Here is a 17,676-nt window from a genome sequence, read left to right as displayed (position 1 = left end):
CCTCGAACGGGAGAATACTGGGCGTAAGGGGTATTAGCGAAGGCAAACGCGTATACGGTCCGTAGACCGCTCTGATTTAAAGATCTCCTCAAAAGAGCGGGGTAGCGCACGGGGTATTATGGAGATCGCAGGCCATATCCAACTTGTAAAATCATAGGCTTGACGCCTTAGGTCGAATCCCTCCGTCTCCGCCATTTTGGCTTTATCGGCCTAGAACCTTCCAAAGCCGCGAAAATGCTGGACCCTTGCGGGGTTCGCCCCCCCCCCCTCGTCCCGTGGACAGACCGGATGGGGGAAAACAGTGGTCGCCGTGCCCTATTATGCGCCTGCATACCCTCTGATTTCCAGCGTTCGATATTCTCGCATCAAAATGGCGAACAAGCAGGCGCGCGCGCGAGCGATCCGCGCACGCGGTTGCCCGCCAGCTGAAGCAATATCGCGAACCCGCGACCGCTCAATCGATCGCTGCCCCCCCATTTTTCCAGCTTGCGGTAGACGGTCGAGGGGCTGACATCGAGCGTCTTCGCCGCCTTGGTGATATTTCCATCGCAACGCTTGATCGCTGCGTGAATCGCCATCCGCTCGATCTGATCTAGCGTCATCCCTTCCCACACGTCGTGCCGCGCAGGTTGCCTGTCAGCGTCGAGCGGGCTCGGCATGGTGACATCAGGACCGGCATGACCGGCAAGCGCTACCTGCTGGACGGATGCGCCGGGATTCCGCTGCAATGCAAGATCCAGGGTCGGGCCGGACCCGACGACCACGGCGCGGCGGACGGTGTTCTGCAACTCGCGGACGTTACCCGGCCACGGATGTTCGTACAGCGCGGCGCGGCTTTCTTCGCTCAATGCCGTCAGCTCGCGCCCTTCTTCCTTGCCGAAGCGGGCCATGAATTGCTCGGCAATCAACTGCACGTCCTTTCCGCGCGCGCGCAGCGGCGGCAGTTCGAGCGGGATGACATTCAGGCGATAGAAAAGGTCTTCGCGGAACCGGCCCGCCGCCACTTCGGCAATCGGGTCGCGATTGGTCGCGCACACGATCCGCACGTCGACCGGCTCGACCCGACCGGCTGGACGGTCGCGGTTTGCAGGAAACGCAGCAGTTTGACCTGCAGCTTCAGCTCCATTTCACAGATTTCGTCGAGAAACAATGTGCCGCCATCGGCCGCCTTGGCAGCGCCGATCCGGTTTTCGACCGCGCCGGTAAAGGCACCTTTCACATGGCCGAACAGCTCGGACTCCAGCAGACTCTCGGGAATAGCGCCGCAATTGATCGCCACGAAGGGGCCATTGCTGCGCGCGCCTGCGGCGTGGATCGCTTCGGCAGTCACCTCCTTGCCCGTGCCGCTCTCTCCGGTAACGAAGACTGTCGCCTTGGAACTCGCGATATTCTCGATCGCGTCGTACACCTGCAGCATGGCAGGCGATTTGCCGATGAAGCCGTGATAGCCGTTTGCGGTGTCCGCGCGCTTGGGCGCCTGTGCCTTTCGCGCGGGTCGCCCCCGTTCGGCGGCGTTGCGCACCGTGGTCAGCAGCCGTTCGCCGGCCACGGGTTTGACCAGGAAATCGTAAGCACCCAACCGCATCGCATCGATTGCGCGGGCAAGAGAGCCGTCCGCCGTGACGATGATGAAGGCAGGGAGCGGCTTATCGTCGGACGAATTGCCGCCCATAAGGTCCATGCCATTGCCGTCGGGCAATTGCAGGTCGAGCAGCACGACATCGAAATCCCCGCGACGCAGAGCGACCTTCGTGTCGGCCAGAGTCTCGGCGACATCCACCTTGTGCCCGGCGCTTTGCAACTGCGCCGCATAACCGAGCGCGATGGAGGCGCTGTCTTCGACGATCAGAACAGAGTTTGCCATTATGCCGCAATCCTGAATGTGGCGGCGTCGCCGCTCTCGCTACAGTTGACCCATTCGATCTTTCGCTCGTCACCGAAGTGGTCGAGACACCCCCGGATCAGACCGCATGCAATATGCGCCAGAGGACGGTGCGACCGATATTCGACGATGCACTGGTCGTCCTGCGTCCTCATGGTCACTTCGGGAGGAGTGGCGTCGGGATAGAGCACCTTCACATCCTCGTGGATGTGCCCGCGACATGTTCGAGCAGGCTTTCGGCGGTGGAATAGGACGACATGATCTCAGGGTAGAGAATATTGAAGCGCCCGAACAGGTATGTGCCGAATTCCTCGCACAGAGCGGCAACCGGAATACCCGATAATTGCGACGCAGCCCCCACGAGAAGCAATGCATGCGCTGTGGGATACACGCCAATGCGGGAAAATGCAGCATCGTTAGGCAGGTCCGCCGCGGCGATTACCTGCTCCACGAATAGTGGGTTCTGCTTTTCTTCCATAAAGCGAATGAGTTCGGAAAATATAAGGCCTTTCAACGGAAGCTCCTGTCTCAGCGGAGAGCGCTTTCGCGCGAACGCATTTACAGGAGCAAGATGCGTGCCGGTTTTGAGCGACGGAAAAGCGTGCATCCTGGCCATTGGCCGATGCATAATGCGAAACGCCTTTGCAAATTGCGAAGATGCACCCTCGCAAAATGCGAAAGGCGCAACTGAAGCCCCCTCCGATCGCCCAAAACCGGGGATGCGCGCCATCTGGCACGCTCCTTGAAACATCTGGCCCAAATGCAATCCAGAGGGTCAGGTTCGATGTCTTTCAATTTCAATCGCCGCATTTCCGTGCTTGCAATGGCGGCTTCGCTGGGTGCCTGCGTGTCGGGCCCTGCCCCGGCCAACATTTCCGGTTCCGCGTGGCTGCCTGGCCAGGACCTGGGGCGCACCAGCGGCCACCCCGAAGGCGACTGGGTCATGGCCGCGCCGGACGCGCGCGGTGCCCCGACCTGCGACTGGCGCGCGCCGCGCGAGCTCGACACGCTGCGCCGGGCGCGGCCCGAGGAATTCCTCGCGCGCACATCTCCCCTGTCTCCGGGCGACAGGCTGACGCTGAGCCTGCTGGGCGACGAAGAAGCGGGACGACAATCAGAACGCCGCCCATGTCGCCGCCCCACCAGCGCAGCCAGAAGTTGATCAGGTTGCTCTGCGCCACGACGCCGCTCGCGAAGAGCGTCGCCGTTCCGACGGTGGCGCCGACAAGACAGGTGAACGGGCCGACCAACAGGAGAAGCCGCACGAGTTCTCGCGGCCCCTCCAGCTTGAGCGGGAAACCCGCGCGGCTCCTTATCCAGTAAGCCCCCAGAAGGGCCTGCAGGGTCGACCCGGTCGCGATCAAAGTGGCATCGAGCGCCACGGTCACATCGGCTTGAAGCTCGCCCGAACCAGCCGCGAGCGCATTGACGCACCACGCGCCCAAAAACACGCCCGGCCAGACACGGTAGCCCAGAGCAGTGATAGCCGCGATGGAGAGCCCCGCTGCCGGCCAGATGAGCGAAGCAAAGCCGGGCGGCGGTGCCAGCTGCTGGCCGATCCAGCCGAGCAGGGCATATCCCAGCGCAAGGCCGAGGATTTGCACCGGGAGCCTGGCCAGCAGCCCGCCCCAAATCAACGGACCCGATGCTCTGCCTGCGCGGATGGATGCGCTACCGCTCATGTCCTAGCCGGAGCGGGCCATTTCTTTGGCCGATCCCAGCATCCGGCTGACTTCAGCCGCCAGTTTGGTCAGGGCTTCCCTGTCCGCCTCGCTGAAATCATGCCTCGGCTTGCGATCGATGATGCAGATCGTGCCCAGCTTGTCTCCACCTTCTGCGGTCACCGGAGCGCCCGCGTAGAAGCGGATCGATGGATCATCGAGGACCAGAGGATTGCGGCTGAAACGCTCGTCGTCCCTGGCATCTTCCACCACCATCACGTCATCGCCCTGAATGGCATAGGCACAGAATGCGACCGAGCGCGGCGTCTCGTCGACATCGAGGCCGACCTTCGCCTTGAACCACCGCCTGTCGGCGTCGACCAGCGACATGAGCGCAATCGGGGTGCCGAAGCGCTCTGCGGCCCGCCTTACGACATCATCGAATTCCGGCTCGGGCGGGGTGTCGAGCAAACGGTAGCCGTGGAGCGTCTGCAGGCGCTTTTTTTTCACGATCTTCCATGGTATTTCCAAACTTTAGGTCTTCTAGATTGGTACAGGGCAGCGGTTTCCGAACCATTAGGCGAGGACCTTCAGCAAGCCCGCCGATGCTAAGGTCTACGAACGCGCGCGGTCCTCTTCTTCCAATAGCCGCCTCACGCCGATTTTTCCAAATAGTGGCATTCAAGAAATCGCTCTGTCCCGAGCGCGTAAGAGCCCCAGGCAGCACAGTAATTGAGATTCAATTCGCAAGTCAGAAGATATCTGGCCTCGCTTGGAAAGACCCGCTGCGTAGCGCTCCGGTTTCGAGGAAAGATGGTAAACCATCCCTTAAAAACAATCAATTGCAAGCCCTCGAGGCACCATCGACCCCCGGGATTGAAGCCCGAACCCGCATCGTGCCCGAAATCGGCATTGCGGAGTGCAACGGTCGAGAAAGACGAGAATGGTTGAAACAAACCGACCGCGATGAATTAACGAATCTGCATAGGTATTGTGAATAGAGGCTTCGCTTGATCTGATCCCAAGTGGACGTATTTGAGAACCCATGGAGAGAATGGATAAAAGCCCCACCCTCGTAACCGGCGGTGCAGGCTATATCGGTAGCCACGCCGTTCACGCGCTGCGCGACGCCGGCCGCCCGGTGGCGGTGATCGACAACCTTTCGACCGGCTTCCGCTTCGCGGTACCTGAGGACGTCCCTTTCTACGAAGGCGATATCGCCGACCGCGATCTGCTCGCACGTGTCTTTGCCGAACAGGGCATGGGCGATGGCAAAGGGGCTGTGATGCACTTTGCAGGCTCGATCATCGTGCCTGAATCTGTTGCCAAGCCATTGTGGTATTACGAAAACAATACGGTGAAGAGCCGTGGCCTGATCGAGGCTGCGGTGGCGGCTGGCGTGCCGCATATCCTGTTCAGCTCCACTGCCGCCACGTACGGCGTGCCCGATGTCTCGCCGGTGACGGAGCAGACGCCGACCGTGCCGATCAACCCCTATGGCTGGTCCAAGCTGATGACCGAGCAGATGCTTGCGGATACCGCCCATGCCCATCCGATCAACTTCTGCGCGCTGCGCTATTTCAACGTGGCCGGGGCCGATCCGCAAGCGCGCACCGGGCAGTCGACCGCGGGAGCGACACACCTGATCAAGGTCGCGGTCGAAGCCGCGCTGGGCAAGCGCGATGCGGTGAGCGTGTTCGGGACCGATTACGACACGCCCGACGGCACCGGCGTGCGCGACTATATCCATGTCAGCGATCTGGCGGCCGCGCATGTGCTGGCGCTCGATGCGCTGATCGCCGAGCCGGAACGATCGCTGACGATGAATTGCGGCTACGGACGCGGGTTCTCCGTGCTCGAAGTGCTCGACGCGGTCGACCGGGTGACGGGAGGCCAGATCGAACGCGTCTTTGGCGAGCGCCGCGCGGGCGACCCGGCAATGCTCGTGGCCGACAGTTCGCTGCTGCGCGCGACCGTTCCGTGGACGCCGCGTTACGACAATCTCGACAAGATCATCGAACATGCGCTGATGTGGGAAAAGAAACTCACCGAATTGCGCACCTCCTAGCGGCTTCAAGACCTGACACCGCGCAACACGTCGACCCGCAGTGCCGTCGACCGAAGCGACCAAAGTGAAATATCGAGCGCATCGGCTTGAGTGACCCTGCGTAGAAAATACTTGGACGAGAAGGCAGAACCGCTCCGTCTCCGCCATTTTCCGGCTCCTATGCCCGCTGGTTATACAACACGGCCTGTGAGGTAGCCTTTCCCCGGCCGGAAATACGCCATTGGCGACTCATGCTTTCAGAGATAGCGGCAGCCCCGCCGCCACCAGGACGACTTCGTCCACGACGCCGGCAATCCGCTGGTGGAGCCTCCCCGCTTCGTCCCGGAAGCGGCGGGCAAGGGCATTGTGGGGCACGATGCCGAAGCCAACCTCGTTCGCGACCAGCGCGATCGGATGACGGCATTCGCTCATTGCACGCTCGAGCGCGTCGACCGGTACCGGCAGATCGGCGAGAATGAGGTTGGACAGCCACAGCGTCAGGCAATCGACGAGGATTGCATCGGCCTTCACATCCGCCTCCGCGATCGCAGCCGGCAGGTCGAGCGGCGCCTCGATGGTGAACCACCGTTCGCCGCGATCTGCGCGGTGACGGTCGATCCGCTGGTGCATCTCTTCGTCGCGCGCTTCCGCCGTCGCGATGTAAGCGAGGCGTCCGTCGATCGTTTCGCTGCGGTGCTGCGCATAGCGGCTCTTGCCCGAGCGCGCGCCTCCCAGGACCAGCAGGCTCGTCATATGGCGTTCTCCTCTGCGAGCGCGATGAGACCGTCGATGTCGAGCGCCTCTTCCAGCGTGGCCGCGATATCCTCAAGCGCGGCGTCGACGCGGTCCGCGTGAGGCTGCGCGTGCGAGGGAGCGCCGATCTTCGCCAGCAGTGCGCGGCGCAAGGGGCCCGATTCCAACAGGCCGTGGCAATAGGTCCCCATGACCGTGCCGTCGGCGCTCCGCGCTCCGTCCGCATGGCCTTCGCCCAGCATGGCAAAGGGGCGCGTCGTATCGGGGCCGGTGGTCTGGCCGATGTGGATTTCGTAGCCCTCGAACCCGGCGTCGAGCGCCCTGCCCTGCACCTGGCTCACCCGCTTGTCGCCGGTCAGCACGGTTTCCACAGCGAGCAGTCCCAGACCTTCCGCTCGCCCCGCCGCACCTTCGATGCCGAGCGGATCGTCGATCGAGCGGCCCAGCATCTGGTAGCCGCCGCAAACCCCCAGCACCGCGCCGCCGCGCCGGTGGTGGGCGACGATGTCGATGTGCCAGCCCTGCTCGCGGATGAACGCGAGATCGGCGATGGTCGCCTTGGAGCCGGGCAGCACGATCATGTCGACCACCGGGATCGGCGTATCGGGCGGAACCATCACGAGTTCGACCGAGGGTTCGGATTTCAGCGCATCGAGATCGTCGAAATTGGCGATGCGCGGCAGGATCGGGCAGGCGATGCGTTTGGGGCCGGAGCTGGCGGCCCCTGCGCGTTCGAGGACGACCGCATCCTCGCTCGGCAGATGATGCGCCCTGGGCAGCCACGGCACCACGCCATAGCCACGCCAGTGCGTCAGCTGCTCTATGGCGGCGTAGCCATCGGTGAACAGCGCGGGATCGCCGCGGAACTTGTTGACGATGAAGCCGTGGATCATCGCCGCATCGGCGGGGCCGATCACGGCGCGCGTGCCCGCCAGCGCCGCGATCACGCCGCCGCGGTCGATATCGCCGACCAGCACGACCGGCACCCCGGCTGCACGTGCAAAGCCCATATTGGCGATGTCGCCCGCGCGCAGGTTGATCTCCGCCGGGGAGCCTGCGCCTTCGACGACCACGATATCGCACCGCGCCGAAAGCCGACGATAGCTCTCCATCACTTCGCCCAGCAGGGCACCCCGCGCTTGCCTGAACGATCCCGAACCCAGCGTGCCGCGCATCCTGCCATGGACCACGACCTGCGAGGTATGGTCCGCTTGCGGCTTGAGCAGCACGGGGTTCATGTCGACATGCAGCTCCGCCCGCGCGGCCACCGCCTGCAACGCCTGCGCACGGCCGATCTCGCCCCCGTCGGGCGTGACGGCGGCATTGTTGGACATGTTCTGCGGCTTGAACGGCAGCACCGCGATCCCGCGATTGGCGAGCGCGCGGCACAGGCCCGCCACCAGCACCGACTTGCCCACGTCGGAGCCTGTCCCCTGCAGCATCAGGCCAGCCATGCAAATGCTCCCGCAATCATGAGGGTGATGAGCCACGCAAGCGATACGATCCGGATCGCCCTGCGAAGGTCGCCGGGCGTCGCCTCGCCGCCACTGCCGATGAAGGGCTTGTCATGCCCGACCCCGTCGTAGCTGATCGGCCCGGCAAGGCGAACGCCGAGAGCGCCTGCCATCGCCGCTTCGGGCCAACCGGCATTGGGCGAGACGTGGCGGGCATGGTAGCACCACATGATGCGCCAGCCGCCAAGCCCAGCGAGGCAGATCAGGATCGCGGCGAGGCGCGCGGGCACGAAATTCGCGAGATCGTCGATCCGTGCGGCCGCCCAGCCGAAATCGCGCCACGGCTCTTCGATATGGCCGATCATGCTGTCGGCGGTGTTGATCGCCTTGAACATCCAGATGCCGGGCAGGCCCAGCACCGCGAACCAGAAGATGGGCGCGATGACACCATCGCAAAAGCTTTCCGCCAAGCTCTCGATCGCGGCGCGCGCCACGCCAGCTTCGTCCAGAGCGGCCGTATCGCGGCCCACGATCATCGCCACCGCCTGCCGCGCGGTGGGGAGATCGCCTGCGGCGAGCGCGCTCGACACCGCACGCACATGGTCGATCAGGCTGCGCTGGGCGATGGCGGGAAAGGCGAGGAGCGCGACGACTGGCCAGCCGTTGTCACCCAGCATCTGTCGGACGAAGGCTTGTGCGGCCCACGCGAGCAGACCGGCAGTCGCTATCACCGCAAGCATGGTCGCGATGCCGCCGAGCCGCCGTTGCCAAGCGCTGTATTGGGACCGGTTGAGCATGTCCGCGCCTGCCGAGATGATCCGCGCAACCCCGCCGACGGGGTGGCCCACGCGTCGGTAGAGCCAGGCGGGCCAGCCGAAAGCCGCATCCAGCGCCATCGCGGTGGCGAGCACCGGATCAGCCATCGCCCAGCGCCCTCGCAACGCGCTGCATCTGCGCTTCGTCCGCCGGGACGCCGAAGCGCAACCAGTCGGGCCGATCGGCGTAGGGCCGGGTGAGGATGCGATGCCGGGCGAGGCGATCGAACAGCGCGCCCGCGTTTTCCGCACGGACGAGCCGGAACAGCGGCGACGCGCCCTGCGGCTCCATGCCATGATGCGACAGAATGCGGTCGAACTGCACGGCGCGAGCGGTAAGCGCCGTGCGCGCCGCGTCGATCCATGCGCTATCGGCATAGGCGCGCTCGCCGATCGCGAGTGCCGCGCCAGAAAAGGGCCAGTCCCCCAGCAGGTTGCGCAGTGCGGAGATGACGTCCGGCGGCGCGATCGCGAAGCCCAGCCGCACGCCCGCAAGCCCGAAGAACTTGCCGAAGGATCGCAGCACGATCAGCTGTCGCGCAGGGTCGACTTGCGCCGCGATGCTGAGGTGCGGCATGGTGTCGACGAAAGCCTCGTCCACGATCAGCCAGCCACCAGCCCCCTCCTCCAGCGCGAGCCATTCGCGCAGCATCGCGGGCGGTGTGACGCGGCCATCGGGGTTGTTGGGATTGGCTATGACCAGCGCATTCGCCGGGTCGTCGGCGCGGGGCGCTTCCACCGAATGCGCCTCCGCAAACATCGCGGCATGCGTGCGATAGGTCGGCTCGATATAGCGCCCCGGCAGGCCGAGGATCGCGGCAATCAGCCGCAGCCCGATCTCGCTGCCCGGCACCGCGCAGCAGAGCGAAGGATCGACGCCGAAATACTGCGCGGCCACGCCCTCCAGCCGGACCAGCGCGGAAGGATCGGGCAGGGCGTGCCAGTCGGGTGCCAGATCGCCCGGCACCGGCCAGGGGCACGGATTGATCCCGGTCGACAGGTCGAGCCACTCCTCCCTCGTCCCGCCGAACTGCGCGCAGGCGTCGTCGAGCCTGCCGCCATGCCAGTCGAACGCGCCGCTCATGATGCGGCGAGCCAGGCGAGCAGCAGCAGGGTCTCGACGATCTCGATCCCCGCGCCGTGGCTGTCGCCCGATATGCCGCCCAGGCGTGAACGGACCCAGAGCGCCCACAGCCCGATGGCTGGGATCGCCACCAGAAACGCGGGCGCAAGCCAGCACAGGACCGCGGCGATCATGATCCAGCCCGTCAGATCGAACCAGCGCAGCGCGCTCGCGAACTGCGTCCCCATGCCCTCGTGCAGCGGCGGCAGGATCTTGGCCCACAGCAGAGGGCCCATCCGGGCGATGCAGCAGATCGCGGGCAACACCCAGAGAGCGTCGCCCCTCGACAGCGCCGAAAGCAGCGCAAGCTTGGCGCATAGCTGCAAGCCGATGGCGACCACTCCGAAACTGCCGATATGCGGATCGGCGAGAATCTCCGAGATCCGGCTGGCGTCCTTGTGCGCCCCGCCCGATGCATCGGCCACGTCGCCCAGGCCATCGAGGTGAAGCGCGCCGGTGATCACCGCCCAGACGATAAGCCCCGCCGCGCCCGCGACCAGCGGGTCGACCAATCCGCCCGCCCACACCGCGCCCCACACCGCCAGCCCCACGATCACGCCTGTCAGCGGAAACCAGCGCATCGCACCCGCCATATCGCGCATGTTCGCGGCGACCACGGGGAGCGGCACGCGGGTCATGAACTGGATGGCGAGGATGAGCGATTTCATGTCCGCAGGCCCACGATCTGTCCGCTTGCCGGTTCGCTCCCCTCGCCGCGCCAGACGCGGATCGAGAGCAACGCGCCATAGGGCAGGTTGAACGCCCAGACACCGCGATGGTCGAGCCCGGTGAGAACCGAAACCGCCGCGCGCATCGCCCCGGCATGCGAGACCACGATGGCGGTGCTTTCAAGCTCGGCGATGGCATCGCGGATCCTGCTGCGAAGGTCGCTCCACCGCTCGCCGTCGGGCGGCGGGTTGGCATCGGGATCGGACCAGAAATCCCTGAGCTGGCAGGGGGCCAGCGCAGCCGATGGCTTGCCGTCCCACACGCCGAAATCGAGCTCCCTCCAGCGCGGATCGATCCGAAGCGGGAGCGCGCGGGCATCGGCAATCGCGCGTGCGCCATCGCTTGCACGGCTGAGGTCCGATGAGACCACTTCTGCCGCGCCCAGACCCTGCGCATGATCGATCAGCGCACTATGCGCGCCCGGGGCCGCCGGTTCGTCATGATGGCCCAGCATCAGCCCGGTGCGCAGCGGTGGGCCGTGGCGCAGCAGGTGGAGGTCGAATGGCTTCATGTCGCCCCTGCCACCGCAGCCTCGGCAAAAGTCGCCATCCGCTCATGCGCGGCCAGCGCGGAGCGGACGATCTGCACCGCCACCGCCGCGCCGGAGCCTTCGCCGAGCCGCATATCGAGCGCGAGCAGCGGCTCAAGACGAAGAGCGCCAAGCAGGCGACCATGCGCATTCTCGGCAGAGCAATGCCCCGCGAGGCAGTGATCGACGATGCCTGGTGCCTCTGCCGCGAGCGGTGCAATGGCCGCGCAGCCGATGAACCCGTCGAGCATGACCGGAATACGCCTGTGCCGCGCGGCGAGCACCGCCCCCGCCATCGCCGCAATCTCGCGCCCGCCGAGCCGGCGCAGCGTTTCAAAGGCATTTGTGCATGCAGTGCCATGCAGGGCCAGCGCAGCCTCCACCAGCGCGCGCTTGCGGGCGAGGATCGCATCGCCGACGCCCGTGCCCCTGCCCACCCATGCCTCAGCCTCGCCGCCCAGCGCGGCGGCGCACAACGCAGCGGCAGGGGTAGTGTTGCCGATCCCCATCTCGCCGGGAACGAACAGCTGGCATCCCTCCGGCACCGCAGCCGCCCCCCGGTTGAGCGCGTCGAGGCATTCCGCCTCGCTCATCGCGGGTGCGCGGGAAATATCGGCGGTCGGCACATTGAGGTCGAGCGGGATCGCCGCGAGGCTCGCCCCGCAGGCATGGCTAAGCGCGTTGATCGCTGCCCCGCCATGGTCAAAGTTCGCGACCATCTGTGCGGTCACTTCGATGGGAAAGGCGCTGACGCCTTGCGCTGCGCAGCCGTGATTGCCCGCGAAGACCACGACATCGATCCGATCCGCCGTAGGTCGGGGCGTGCCCTGCCAGCCCGCCATGAAGACCGCGATCTCCTCCAGCCTGCCGAGCGAACCCGCCGGTTTGGTCAGCTCCGCCTGCCGCTCAGCCGCAGCGGCGCGCGCCTGCGGATCGGCCGAGGGCAACGTGGCGAGCGCGTGGGAGAACGCGGCGGGATCGGCGAAAGCGATCATGTCGCGACGTTCCCTTCGGGCGGGACGCGCACGATGAAGTGGCCCTTCACCCCTGCAGGCCAGTTCGCATAGGCGACCTTGCCGTGCTCGCTTTCAGCGTGATGCACGGTGTATTCGAGGATCGCCTCGGCGCTCTCGCTGTCGGGCGCGAAGTCGCCCAGGACATAGCCGATCTTGCCCGGCCCGCGCACATGCACGGTACAGTGCCGCTGGCACGCGAACAGGCAGGGCATCTCCTCGATCGCGATGTCGGCATAGCGCTCGCTCGCGCCCTGTGCCTCGCGCAGCGCCTGCGCAAGGCGCGCGCCGCCGCGCTGACCGTCGTCGTCTTCGCGACGATCGGCGGACAGGCGGCAGGTGCTGCACACGACGACAGAAGCGCCGCTGCTGGCAGGCGCCAGCGTCACAACCGTGTCCTCAGGCCGATGTAAACGCTGCGGCCCAGCGTGCCGTATCCCTTGGCGGTGGCGTAGTCGGTGTCGAACAGGTTCTCGACCCGGCCATAAAGTATCAGCGGCCCGCTCACGTGCAACTCGCCGCGCAGATCGGTCAGCAGGTATTCGTCAAGCACATCGCCGCCCGCCCGGTCCGTGCTTTCGCCCGAATAGCGCAGCGCGATGCTCAGCGAATGGCCCTGCCGCGCCTGATAGCCGATCGCGGCATTGGCGAGGTATTGCGGCACGCGCGGCAATTGCTGGCCGAAGGTGGAACCCTCCGTGCGATCTTCGGCCTCGACCCAGCTGAAATTGGCGCGCGCGAAGATCGGTCCGAACAGTGCGTCGCCCGCGACTTCGACACCGCGTGCATGGCTTTGGTCGATATTGGCGTAATAGCCGAAGCGCTCCACATCGCTGCCGGGAATGAAGCATTCCGGCGGCAGCGGGGCCGAGGTCGGGCAGTAGGCGAAATCGATCAGATTGTCGGTGTCGCGCTCGAAATAGACCGCCGAGAACGTCACACGCTCATCCAGCAGATCCTGCTCGATCCCCGCTTCCCAGCCCTTGGCATGCTCGGGCTCGAGGTCCGCGAAGCCATACTGGCTGAACAGCTGGTAGAGCGATGGCGCCTTGAAGCCTTCGGAATAGTTCGCCCGCAGCCGCGTGCCGCCATTCCATGGCTCGAAGCTCGCGCCTGCGCTGAACACCGTGTTGTCGCCAAAGCGCGTGTGATCGTCGTAGCGCACCCCGCCGTCGATCGTCAGCCCGGCCACCGGCGTGATGCGCGCCAGCGCATACAGGCTATTCGTGTCCGCCCACGCGCGGGTCACATCGACCGGCGCGTTATTGTCGCGCGGGGAGGCGGTGCGCATGCGCTGTTCCTCGCGCTCTGCCCCGAAGGAGACCTGCACCATGTCGGACAGCGTCAGGTCGCCCTGATATTCGTAGCGCCGCGTGCGCCCCTGCGCGTCGAAGGTCTTGGTGCGGACCGATCTTGCGGGATCGAAATTGTCGCGGTCGGTCCGGGTCTCGATGAAGGCGACCCGGTTGGCGAGCCGTCCATCCAGCACGGTCGCATTGATCCCGGCATAAGTCGCCCAGGTCTGCGTCACGCCAAAAGCGCGGCTGTCACCTGAAAACCCGTCGAAATCATTGCTGCCATGCGAGTAATAGCCGCGCAGGTCGGCCGAGAGCGTAGGGGCGATCCTGGCGGTCAGCGTGCCGCTGGCCGACTGGCGCTCGAACCCGTCGCGCTCGGTGCCGCTGGTGCGCGCGGAGATTCCGTCGGTGGTGAAGGTGCTGCCCGCAATCCGCCAGTCGAGCAGCTTGCCGCTGCCGCCGACACCCGCACGCGCATTCAGCGTGTTGCGCGATCCGCCCTCGATCGAGACGCGGCCTTCCAGTGGCGCGGTTGGGCGGTTCGTGAGCACGTTGACCACGCCGCCGATGGCATTGCTGCCCCACAGGATCGACTGCGGCCCGCGCAGGATCTCGATCCGCTCGATATCGTCGGCGAACAGGTTGCCGAAATCGGCCCCGCCATCGGTGGTGGAGGCGTCGGCCAGCCGCATCCCGTCGACAACGAGGACGGTCTGCCCCGGATCGGACCCGCGCACACGCAGCGAGGTGGCAGTACCGTAGCCACCATTGCGGCTCAGGCTGATACCGGGCGTACGCAGCAGCACGTCGGACACCGCGATCGCCTGTTCCTGCTCGATCCGCTCGAGGTCGAGCACGGTAACGGAAGATGAGACGCGATCGGTCTCGACCGGCGTCCTGAGTGCAGACACGACGATGGTATCGTCGGCATCTTCCGCGTGGGCGGCGGTGGACAGCGACAGAACGGAGGCAAGCGCCAGGATGGAAATACGATAGTTTTCGGGCATGAATATTCCCCAGAAGTGACACGACGCTCCGCGCGGATCGTGTCGAGGGGAATGACGGGAACAGACACCGCGAGGCGCACGCACCAGCCATCCCGTCCGGCACGCGCCGCACGAGGCAATGGCTGTCGTTTCTCGAGGAAGACCCCGTTCGGCCGGCACACCCTGTCCGGACGAAGAACGACGGCGTCAGGCAGGTCTCCTGGCTCGCGGGTCGATGCCGGTCGGGCCGCCTTCTCGGGCCGCTTGCGCGCCCCAATGGCATAATGGCCGATGGCTCTCCGCTCACAGTTGCAGGGGCAGCCACGGTCTTGAACCGCGTTCCCTTTCAATCCCCTCTCGGGGAACCTGAAGCTTGGCCGCCGGATATGCGGGGGCGGCGCGCGTGGCAAGCCCGTTGTGCACCCGCGAAGCCTTGCCTGCGCTGCCGATCCTCCATATCAGGGGCGGCGTAACGGGTGCCCGCAAGGGCTTAATCGGGAAGTCCGGCAGGCTGGCGACGCCAGCCCAATCCGGCACTGCTCCCGCAACTGTAACCGGTGAGCGGACCGCCATCGCGCCATTGCAAGGGCACCCTGCCCTTTCGAGAAGGCGGCGGTATCGCGTCGAACCGGCAAGTCAGGAAACCGGCCCGTTGCCGTCGTTCTTCGCCCGGGCGGGATGTACCGGTCGAAAGAGGGTCCGATCCCTTGGTGGACGACACCTGTGTGTGCGTTGAAGAGGGAGGGCCGTCATCCGGCACTCGCGATCCTGTTTGTGCGCCATGGCCCCCGGTCATGGCCTTCTGTCCCGTGGCCCTCGCCTTTCCGGCTGGCCGCTCCGGGCAACGCATCGTTGCAACTTCAAGGGAGTCCAATGATGTCCGATCTATCCACCACCGTCCCGTCCGATCACACAATCCGGCGGTTCGACATTCTCGTCTTCGCTGCGCTTGGGGTGGTCATGCTGGCGACCCGCCCGCATTCGCTCAGCGAATTCGTGCACCTGCCCGAAACCAGCCTCGCCAGCTTCCTCGTCGCCGGGTTCTACATTCGCCCGCGCCTCGCCTTCCCCGCGCTGTTCGCGCTGGCCTTCGCGATCGATCTCGCGGTGATCGGTGTCGAGGGTGGGGAGAGCTTCTGCTTCACCCCTGCCTACTGGATGCTGCTGCCCGCCTATGGCGTGATGTGGCTGGCGGGCCGCTTCGCCGCCGCCAAGCTCGAGGTGAAGCTGGCGCATCTGCCCGCGCTGATCGCCATCGTCGCGGGTGCGGCCTTCGTTTCCAACGCCTTTTCCAGCGGTGGGTTCTATGCGCTGAGCGGACATTTCCCCGATGCGAGCCTGGCCGGCTGGCTGCCCCGCCTCGAACGCTATTTCCCCGGCACGCTGATCGCGACGCTGAGCTGGACCGGCATCGCCGTGGTCGCGCATGTCGCCGCGCGCAGCCTGACGGGCCAGCGCGTGCCGGACAGCACCCGGTGAGCGAGACCGACAAGGAAGAGATCGACCGCCGTCACCGTGCCCGCACAGCGAAGCACAAGGCGGTGGTCGACAAGCGCATCGCCGCTGCGCAGGAGGACAAGGGCCTGTTGCTGGTCCTGACCGGGAACGGCAAGGGCAAGTCCTCCTCCGCCTTCGGGATGGTCGCGCGCACGCTGGGCTATGGTAACAAGGCGGCGGTGTTCCAGTTCATCAAGGGCAAGGAGGAAGTGGGCGAGCGCGCCTATTTCGCTCGCGACCCCAACATGCGCTGGGAACGCTGCGGCGAGGGTTTCACCTGGGAAACGCAGAACCGCGACCGCGATATCGCCGCCGCCCGCGCGGGATGGGAGAAGGCGAAGGAGGCGCTCGCCGATCCGTCAATCCACCTCGTGGTGCTCGACGAGCTGACCTATCTGGTCACCTATCGCTATCTCTCGCTGGAAGAGATCATGCCCGCGATCGAGGCCCGGCCGCCGATGCAGCATGTGGTGATCACGGGCCGCGCGGCGCATGATGACTTCATCGAGGCCGCCGACACGGTCAGCTCGATCCGCGACGTGAAGCATGCCTTTCGCGCAGGGGTTCGCGCGCAGAAAGGCATCGATCTTTGACCGGCAGCGCGCGCTGCCCCGCGCTGCTGGTCGCCGCGCCCGCGTCGGGACAGGGCAAGACCACAATCACTGCCGCCATCGCGCGCCGCTACCGCGATCGTGGCCTGCGGGTGCGCGTGTTCAAGTGCGGGCCCGACTTCCTCGACCCGATGATCCTCGAGCGGGCGGGCGGGCATCCGGTCCTCTCGCTCGACCTGTTCATGGTGGGCGCGGATGATTGCCGCCGCCTGCTCTACGAGGCGGCGTGCGAGGCGGATGTCATCCTGGTCGAAGGCGTTATGGGCCTGTTCGACGGCGATCCGTCGGCTGCCGATATCGCCGCGCGCTTCGGCCTGCCGGTGCTGGCGGTGATCGACGGTTCGGCCATGGCGCAAAGCTTCGGCGCGATCGTGCACGGGCTGGCAACCTATCGCAGCGATATTGCGCTGCACGGCGCGATCGCCAACCGCGTGGGAAGCGCGCGCCATGCCGCCATGCTGGAAGACAGCGTGCGCCCGCCGGTGCGATGGCTGGGCGCGGTGGAGCGCAGCGCCGAATTCGCCCTGCCCGAACGCCATCTCGGCCTGCTGATGGCGGACGAGATCGCCGGTCTGGACGAACGGATCGCGGCCTGCGCGCGAGGCCTTCCTGACGAGGTGGACCAGCTGCCGCCGCCGGTCACCTTCAGCCCCGGTGCCGATTACGCCGCGCTTCCGGCGGACCTCGAAGGACAACGCATCGCGATCGCCCGCGATGCCTGTTTCGCCTTCATTTATCCCGACAATCTGGTGGTGCTTCGCGAAATAGGGGCGGACCTCCATTTCTTCTCTCCGCTTGCCGGAGACCCCCTGCCCGATTGCGATGCGCTCTGGCTGCCCGGCGGCTATCCCGAACTCCATGCCGAAGCGCTGGCGAATAACCGCGCGTTTCTGGATGCGCTGCGGGCCCATCACGAACGGGGCAAGCCGATTCTGGCCGAATGCGGGGGCATGATGGTCTGTGCGCAGGAGCTGGAGACGATCGACGGACAGTCCCACGCGATGGCGGGGCTTATGCCCGGCCGCACTATCATGCAGTCGCGCCTTGGCGGTCTCGGCCTGCAGGAATGCCCGTGGCCCGGCGGCACGCTGCGCGGACACGGCTTTCACTATTCGCGGATCGAGACCGATCTCGCGCCCTTCGCCCAGACCCGCAATCCCAACGGCGGACGCACCGAAGCGCTATTCGTGCACGGATCGCTGTGCGCGAGCTATGTCCATTCCTATTTCAGATCGAACATTGCCTCAGCGGCATCGCTCTTCCGGAACAGTTAGGCCC

General features: G+C 65.7%; 18 protein-coding genes, 1 pseudogene and 2 riboswitches. Of the genes and pseudogenes, 4 read left to right on the top strand and 15 right to left on the bottom strand.

Annotated features, from left to right (window positions below):
• Nucleotides 1-365 precede the first annotated feature (365 nt).
• The 6 genes and pseudogenes from K7H93_RS16100 to K7H93_RS11230 all read right to left on the bottom strand — a co-directional run bounded on the left by K7H93_RS16100 (nucleotide 366) and on the right by K7H93_RS11230 (nucleotide 4,053).
• Entirely contained in the window at nucleotides 366-1,004 is a 639-nt protein-coding gene (locus tag K7H93_RS16100; protein ID WP_230783770.1) for an AAA-type ATPase lid domain-containing protein, read from the bottom strand.
• A gap of 3 nt (nucleotides 1,005-1,007) precedes the next feature.
• Nucleotides 1,008-1,864 (bottom strand): annotated as a pseudogene (locus K7H93_RS11245) (sigma-54-dependent transcriptional regulator); the annotation flags it as partial.
• Nucleotides 1,864-2,037 carry a heme NO-binding domain-containing protein gene (locus K7H93_RS15995; protein ID WP_269060239.1) on the bottom strand — a complete coding sequence of 58 codons (174 nt, stop codon included), beginning with the start codon at nucleotides 2,035-2,037 and terminating at the stop codon, nucleotides 1,864-1,866. The gene K7H93_RS15995 and the pseudogene K7H93_RS11245, both read right to left, overlap by 1 nt.
• Before the next feature lie 38 nt (nucleotides 2,038-2,075).
• Entirely contained in the window at nucleotides 2,076-2,612 is a 537-nt protein-coding gene (locus K7H93_RS15990; protein ID WP_269060195.1) for a heme NO-binding domain-containing protein, read from the bottom strand.
• Nucleotides 2,613-2,823: 211 nt separating this feature from the next.
• Nucleotides 2,824-3,564, bottom strand: a complete 741-nt coding sequence (locus K7H93_RS11235) for an MASE1 domain-containing protein (protein ID WP_230783683.1) — start codon at nucleotides 3,562-3,564, stop codon at nucleotides 2,824-2,826.
• Between the two features lie 3 nt (nucleotides 3,565-3,567).
• A complete protein-coding gene (locus K7H93_RS11230) occupies nucleotides 3,568-4,053 on the bottom strand; it encodes a GAF domain-containing protein (protein WP_230783682.1) in 486 nt (161 codons plus the stop codon).
• 544 nt (nucleotides 4,054-4,597) lie between these two features.
• On the opposite strand from K7H93_RS11230, the gene galE reads away from it, so the two are divergent.
• A complete protein-coding gene (galE, locus tag K7H93_RS11225; protein ID WP_230783681.1) occupies nucleotides 4,598-5,611 on the top strand; it encodes a UDP-glucose 4-epimerase GalE in 1,014 nt (337 codons plus the stop codon).
• Nucleotides 5,612-5,839: 228 nt separating this feature from the next.
• Here the strand turns inward: galE and cobU are convergent, their stop codons facing one another.
• Genes cobU through K7H93_RS11180 form a run of 9 tightly spaced genes read right to left on the bottom strand, consistent with a single transcriptional unit; the run spans nucleotide 5,840 to nucleotide 14,311 of the window.
• Nucleotides 5,840-6,343, bottom strand: coding sequence for a bifunctional adenosylcobinamide kinase/adenosylcobinamide-phosphate guanylyltransferase (cobU, locus tag K7H93_RS11220; RefSeq protein WP_230783680.1), 504 nt, complete (start codon nucleotides 6,341-6,343; stop codon nucleotides 5,840-5,842).
• Nucleotides 6,340-7,797, bottom strand: coding sequence for a cobyric acid synthase (locus K7H93_RS11215; protein ID WP_230783679.1), 1,458 nt, complete (start codon nucleotides 7,795-7,797; stop codon nucleotides 6,340-6,342). Before K7H93_RS11215 ends, cobU begins: the two co-directional genes overlap by 4 nt.
• Nucleotides 7,785-8,720 (bottom strand): adenosylcobinamide-phosphate synthase CbiB, encoded by a 936-nt coding sequence (gene cbiB / locus K7H93_RS11210; protein WP_230783678.1) that lies wholly within the window; start codon nucleotides 8,718-8,720, stop codon nucleotides 7,785-7,787. Before cbiB ends, K7H93_RS11215 begins: the two co-directional genes overlap by 13 nt.
• Nucleotides 8,713-9,696, bottom strand: a complete 984-nt coding sequence (gene cobD, locus K7H93_RS11205; RefSeq protein WP_230783677.1) for a threonine-phosphate decarboxylase CobD — start codon at nucleotides 9,694-9,696, stop codon at nucleotides 8,713-8,715. The genes cbiB and cobD overlap by 8 nt, the downstream gene beginning before the upstream one ends.
• Complete coding sequence (locus tag K7H93_RS11200) at nucleotides 9,693-10,403, bottom strand: adenosylcobinamide-GDP ribazoletransferase (protein ID WP_230783676.1); 711 nt, start codon at nucleotides 10,401-10,403, stop codon at nucleotides 9,693-9,695. The genes cobD and K7H93_RS11200 overlap by 4 nt, the downstream gene beginning before the upstream one ends.
• Entirely contained in the window at nucleotides 10,400-10,975 is a 576-nt protein-coding gene (locus K7H93_RS11195; protein ID WP_230783675.1) for a histidine phosphatase family protein, read from the bottom strand. Before K7H93_RS11195 ends, K7H93_RS11200 begins: the two co-directional genes overlap by 4 nt.
• Nucleotides 10,972-11,988, bottom strand: coding sequence for a nicotinate-nucleotide--dimethylbenzimidazole phosphoribosyltransferase (gene cobT, locus K7H93_RS11190; protein WP_230783674.1), 1,017 nt, complete (start codon nucleotides 11,986-11,988; stop codon nucleotides 10,972-10,974). The genes K7H93_RS11195 and cobT overlap by 4 nt, the downstream gene beginning before the upstream one ends.
• Nucleotides 11,985-12,395, bottom strand: coding sequence for a DUF1636 domain-containing protein (locus K7H93_RS11185; protein ID WP_230783673.1), 411 nt, complete (start codon nucleotides 12,393-12,395; stop codon nucleotides 11,985-11,987). The genes cobT and K7H93_RS11185 overlap by 4 nt, the downstream gene beginning before the upstream one ends.
• The gene (locus K7H93_RS11180) at nucleotides 12,392-14,311 is read right to left on the bottom strand and encodes a TonB-dependent receptor plug domain-containing protein (protein ID WP_230783672.1); all 1,920 of its coding nucleotides are present in this window, start codon (nucleotides 14,309-14,311) and stop codon (nucleotides 12,392-12,394) included. The genes K7H93_RS11185 and K7H93_RS11180 overlap by 4 nt, the downstream gene beginning before the upstream one ends.
• A gap of 172 nt (nucleotides 14,312-14,483) precedes the next feature.
• Nucleotides 14,484-14,675: riboswitch (cobalamin riboswitch) on the bottom strand.
• Between the two features lie 72 nt (nucleotides 14,676-14,747).
• Nucleotides 14,748-14,957: riboswitch (cobalamin riboswitch) on the top strand.
• A 209-nt stretch (nucleotides 14,958-15,166) separates the two neighbouring features.
• Between K7H93_RS11180 and K7H93_RS11175 the strand changes: the two genes are divergently transcribed.
• The 3 genes from K7H93_RS11175 to K7H93_RS11165 are packed head-to-tail and all read left to right on the top strand — an operon-like array spanning nucleotide 15,167 to nucleotide 17,672.
• Nucleotides 15,167-15,769 (top strand): hypothetical protein, encoded by a 603-nt coding sequence (locus tag K7H93_RS11175; RefSeq protein ID WP_230783671.1) that lies wholly within the window; start codon nucleotides 15,167-15,169, stop codon nucleotides 15,767-15,769.
• Nucleotides 15,766-16,380 (top strand): cob(I)yrinic acid a,c-diamide adenosyltransferase, encoded by a 615-nt coding sequence (gene cobO, locus K7H93_RS11170; protein ID WP_230783670.1) that lies wholly within the window; start codon nucleotides 15,766-15,768, stop codon nucleotides 16,378-16,380. The genes K7H93_RS11175 and cobO overlap by 4 nt, the downstream gene beginning before the upstream one ends.
• Entirely contained in the window at nucleotides 16,377-17,672 is a 1,296-nt protein-coding gene (locus K7H93_RS11165; protein WP_230783669.1) for a cobyrinic acid a,c-diamide synthase CobB, read from the top strand. The genes cobO and K7H93_RS11165 overlap by 4 nt, the downstream gene beginning before the upstream one ends.
• The last annotated feature ends 4 nt before the right edge of the window (nucleotides 17,673-17,676 follow it).

The organism is Citromicrobium bathyomarinum (assembly GCF_021021475.1).
In the GTDB taxonomy this organism is placed as follows: Bacteria; Pseudomonadota; Alphaproteobacteria; order Sphingomonadales; family Sphingomonadaceae; genus Alteriqipengyuania; species Alteriqipengyuania bathyomarina.
This window is presented reverse-complemented; position numbering and strand designations above follow the sequence as displayed.

Coding starts and splice junctions, on each gene's coding strand:
- K7H93_RS15995 (WP_269060239.1), bottom strand. CDS start 2,037: ATGAGGACGCAGGACGACCAGTGCATCGTCGAATATCGGTCGCACCGT.
- K7H93_RS15990 (WP_269060195.1), bottom strand. CDS start 2,612: ATGGCGCGCATCCCCGGTTTTGGGCGATCGGAGGGGGCTTCAGTTGCG.
- K7H93_RS11235 (WP_230783683.1), bottom strand. CDS start 3,564: ATGAGCGGTAGCGCATCCATCCGCGCAGGCAGAGCATCGGGTCCGTTG.
- galE (WP_230783681.1), top strand. CDS start 4,598: ATGGATAAAAGCCCCACCCTCGTAACCGGCGGTGCAGGCTATATCGGT.
- cobU (WP_230783680.1), bottom strand. CDS start 6,343: ATGACGAGCCTGCTGGTCCTGGGAGGCGCGCGCTCGGGCAAGAGCCGC.
- K7H93_RS11215 (WP_230783679.1), bottom strand. CDS start 7,797: ATGGCTGGCCTGATGCTGCAGGGGACAGGCTCCGACGTGGGCAAGTCG.
- cbiB (WP_230783678.1), bottom strand. CDS start 8,720: ATGGCTGATCCGGTGCTCGCCACCGCGATGGCGCTGGATGCGGCTTTC.
- cobD (WP_230783677.1), bottom strand. CDS start 9,696: ATGAGCGGCGCGTTCGACTGGCATGGCGGCAGGCTCGACGACGCCTGC.
- K7H93_RS11200 (WP_230783676.1), bottom strand. CDS start 10,403: ATGAAATCGCTCATCCTCGCCATCCAGTTCATGACCCGCGTGCCGCTC.
- K7H93_RS11195 (WP_230783675.1), bottom strand. CDS start 10,975: ATGAAGCCATTCGACCTCCACCTGCTGCGCCACGGCCCACCGCTGCGC.
- cobT (WP_230783674.1), bottom strand. CDS start 11,988: ATGATCGCTTTCGCCGATCCCGCCGCGTTCTCCCACGCGCTCGCCACG.
- K7H93_RS11180 (WP_230783672.1), bottom strand. CDS start 14,311: ATGCCCGAAAACTATCGTATTTCCATCCTGGCGCTTGCCTCCGTTCTG.
- K7H93_RS11175 (WP_230783671.1), top strand. CDS start 15,167: ATGTCCGATCTATCCACCACCGTCCCGTCCGATCACACAATCCGGCGG.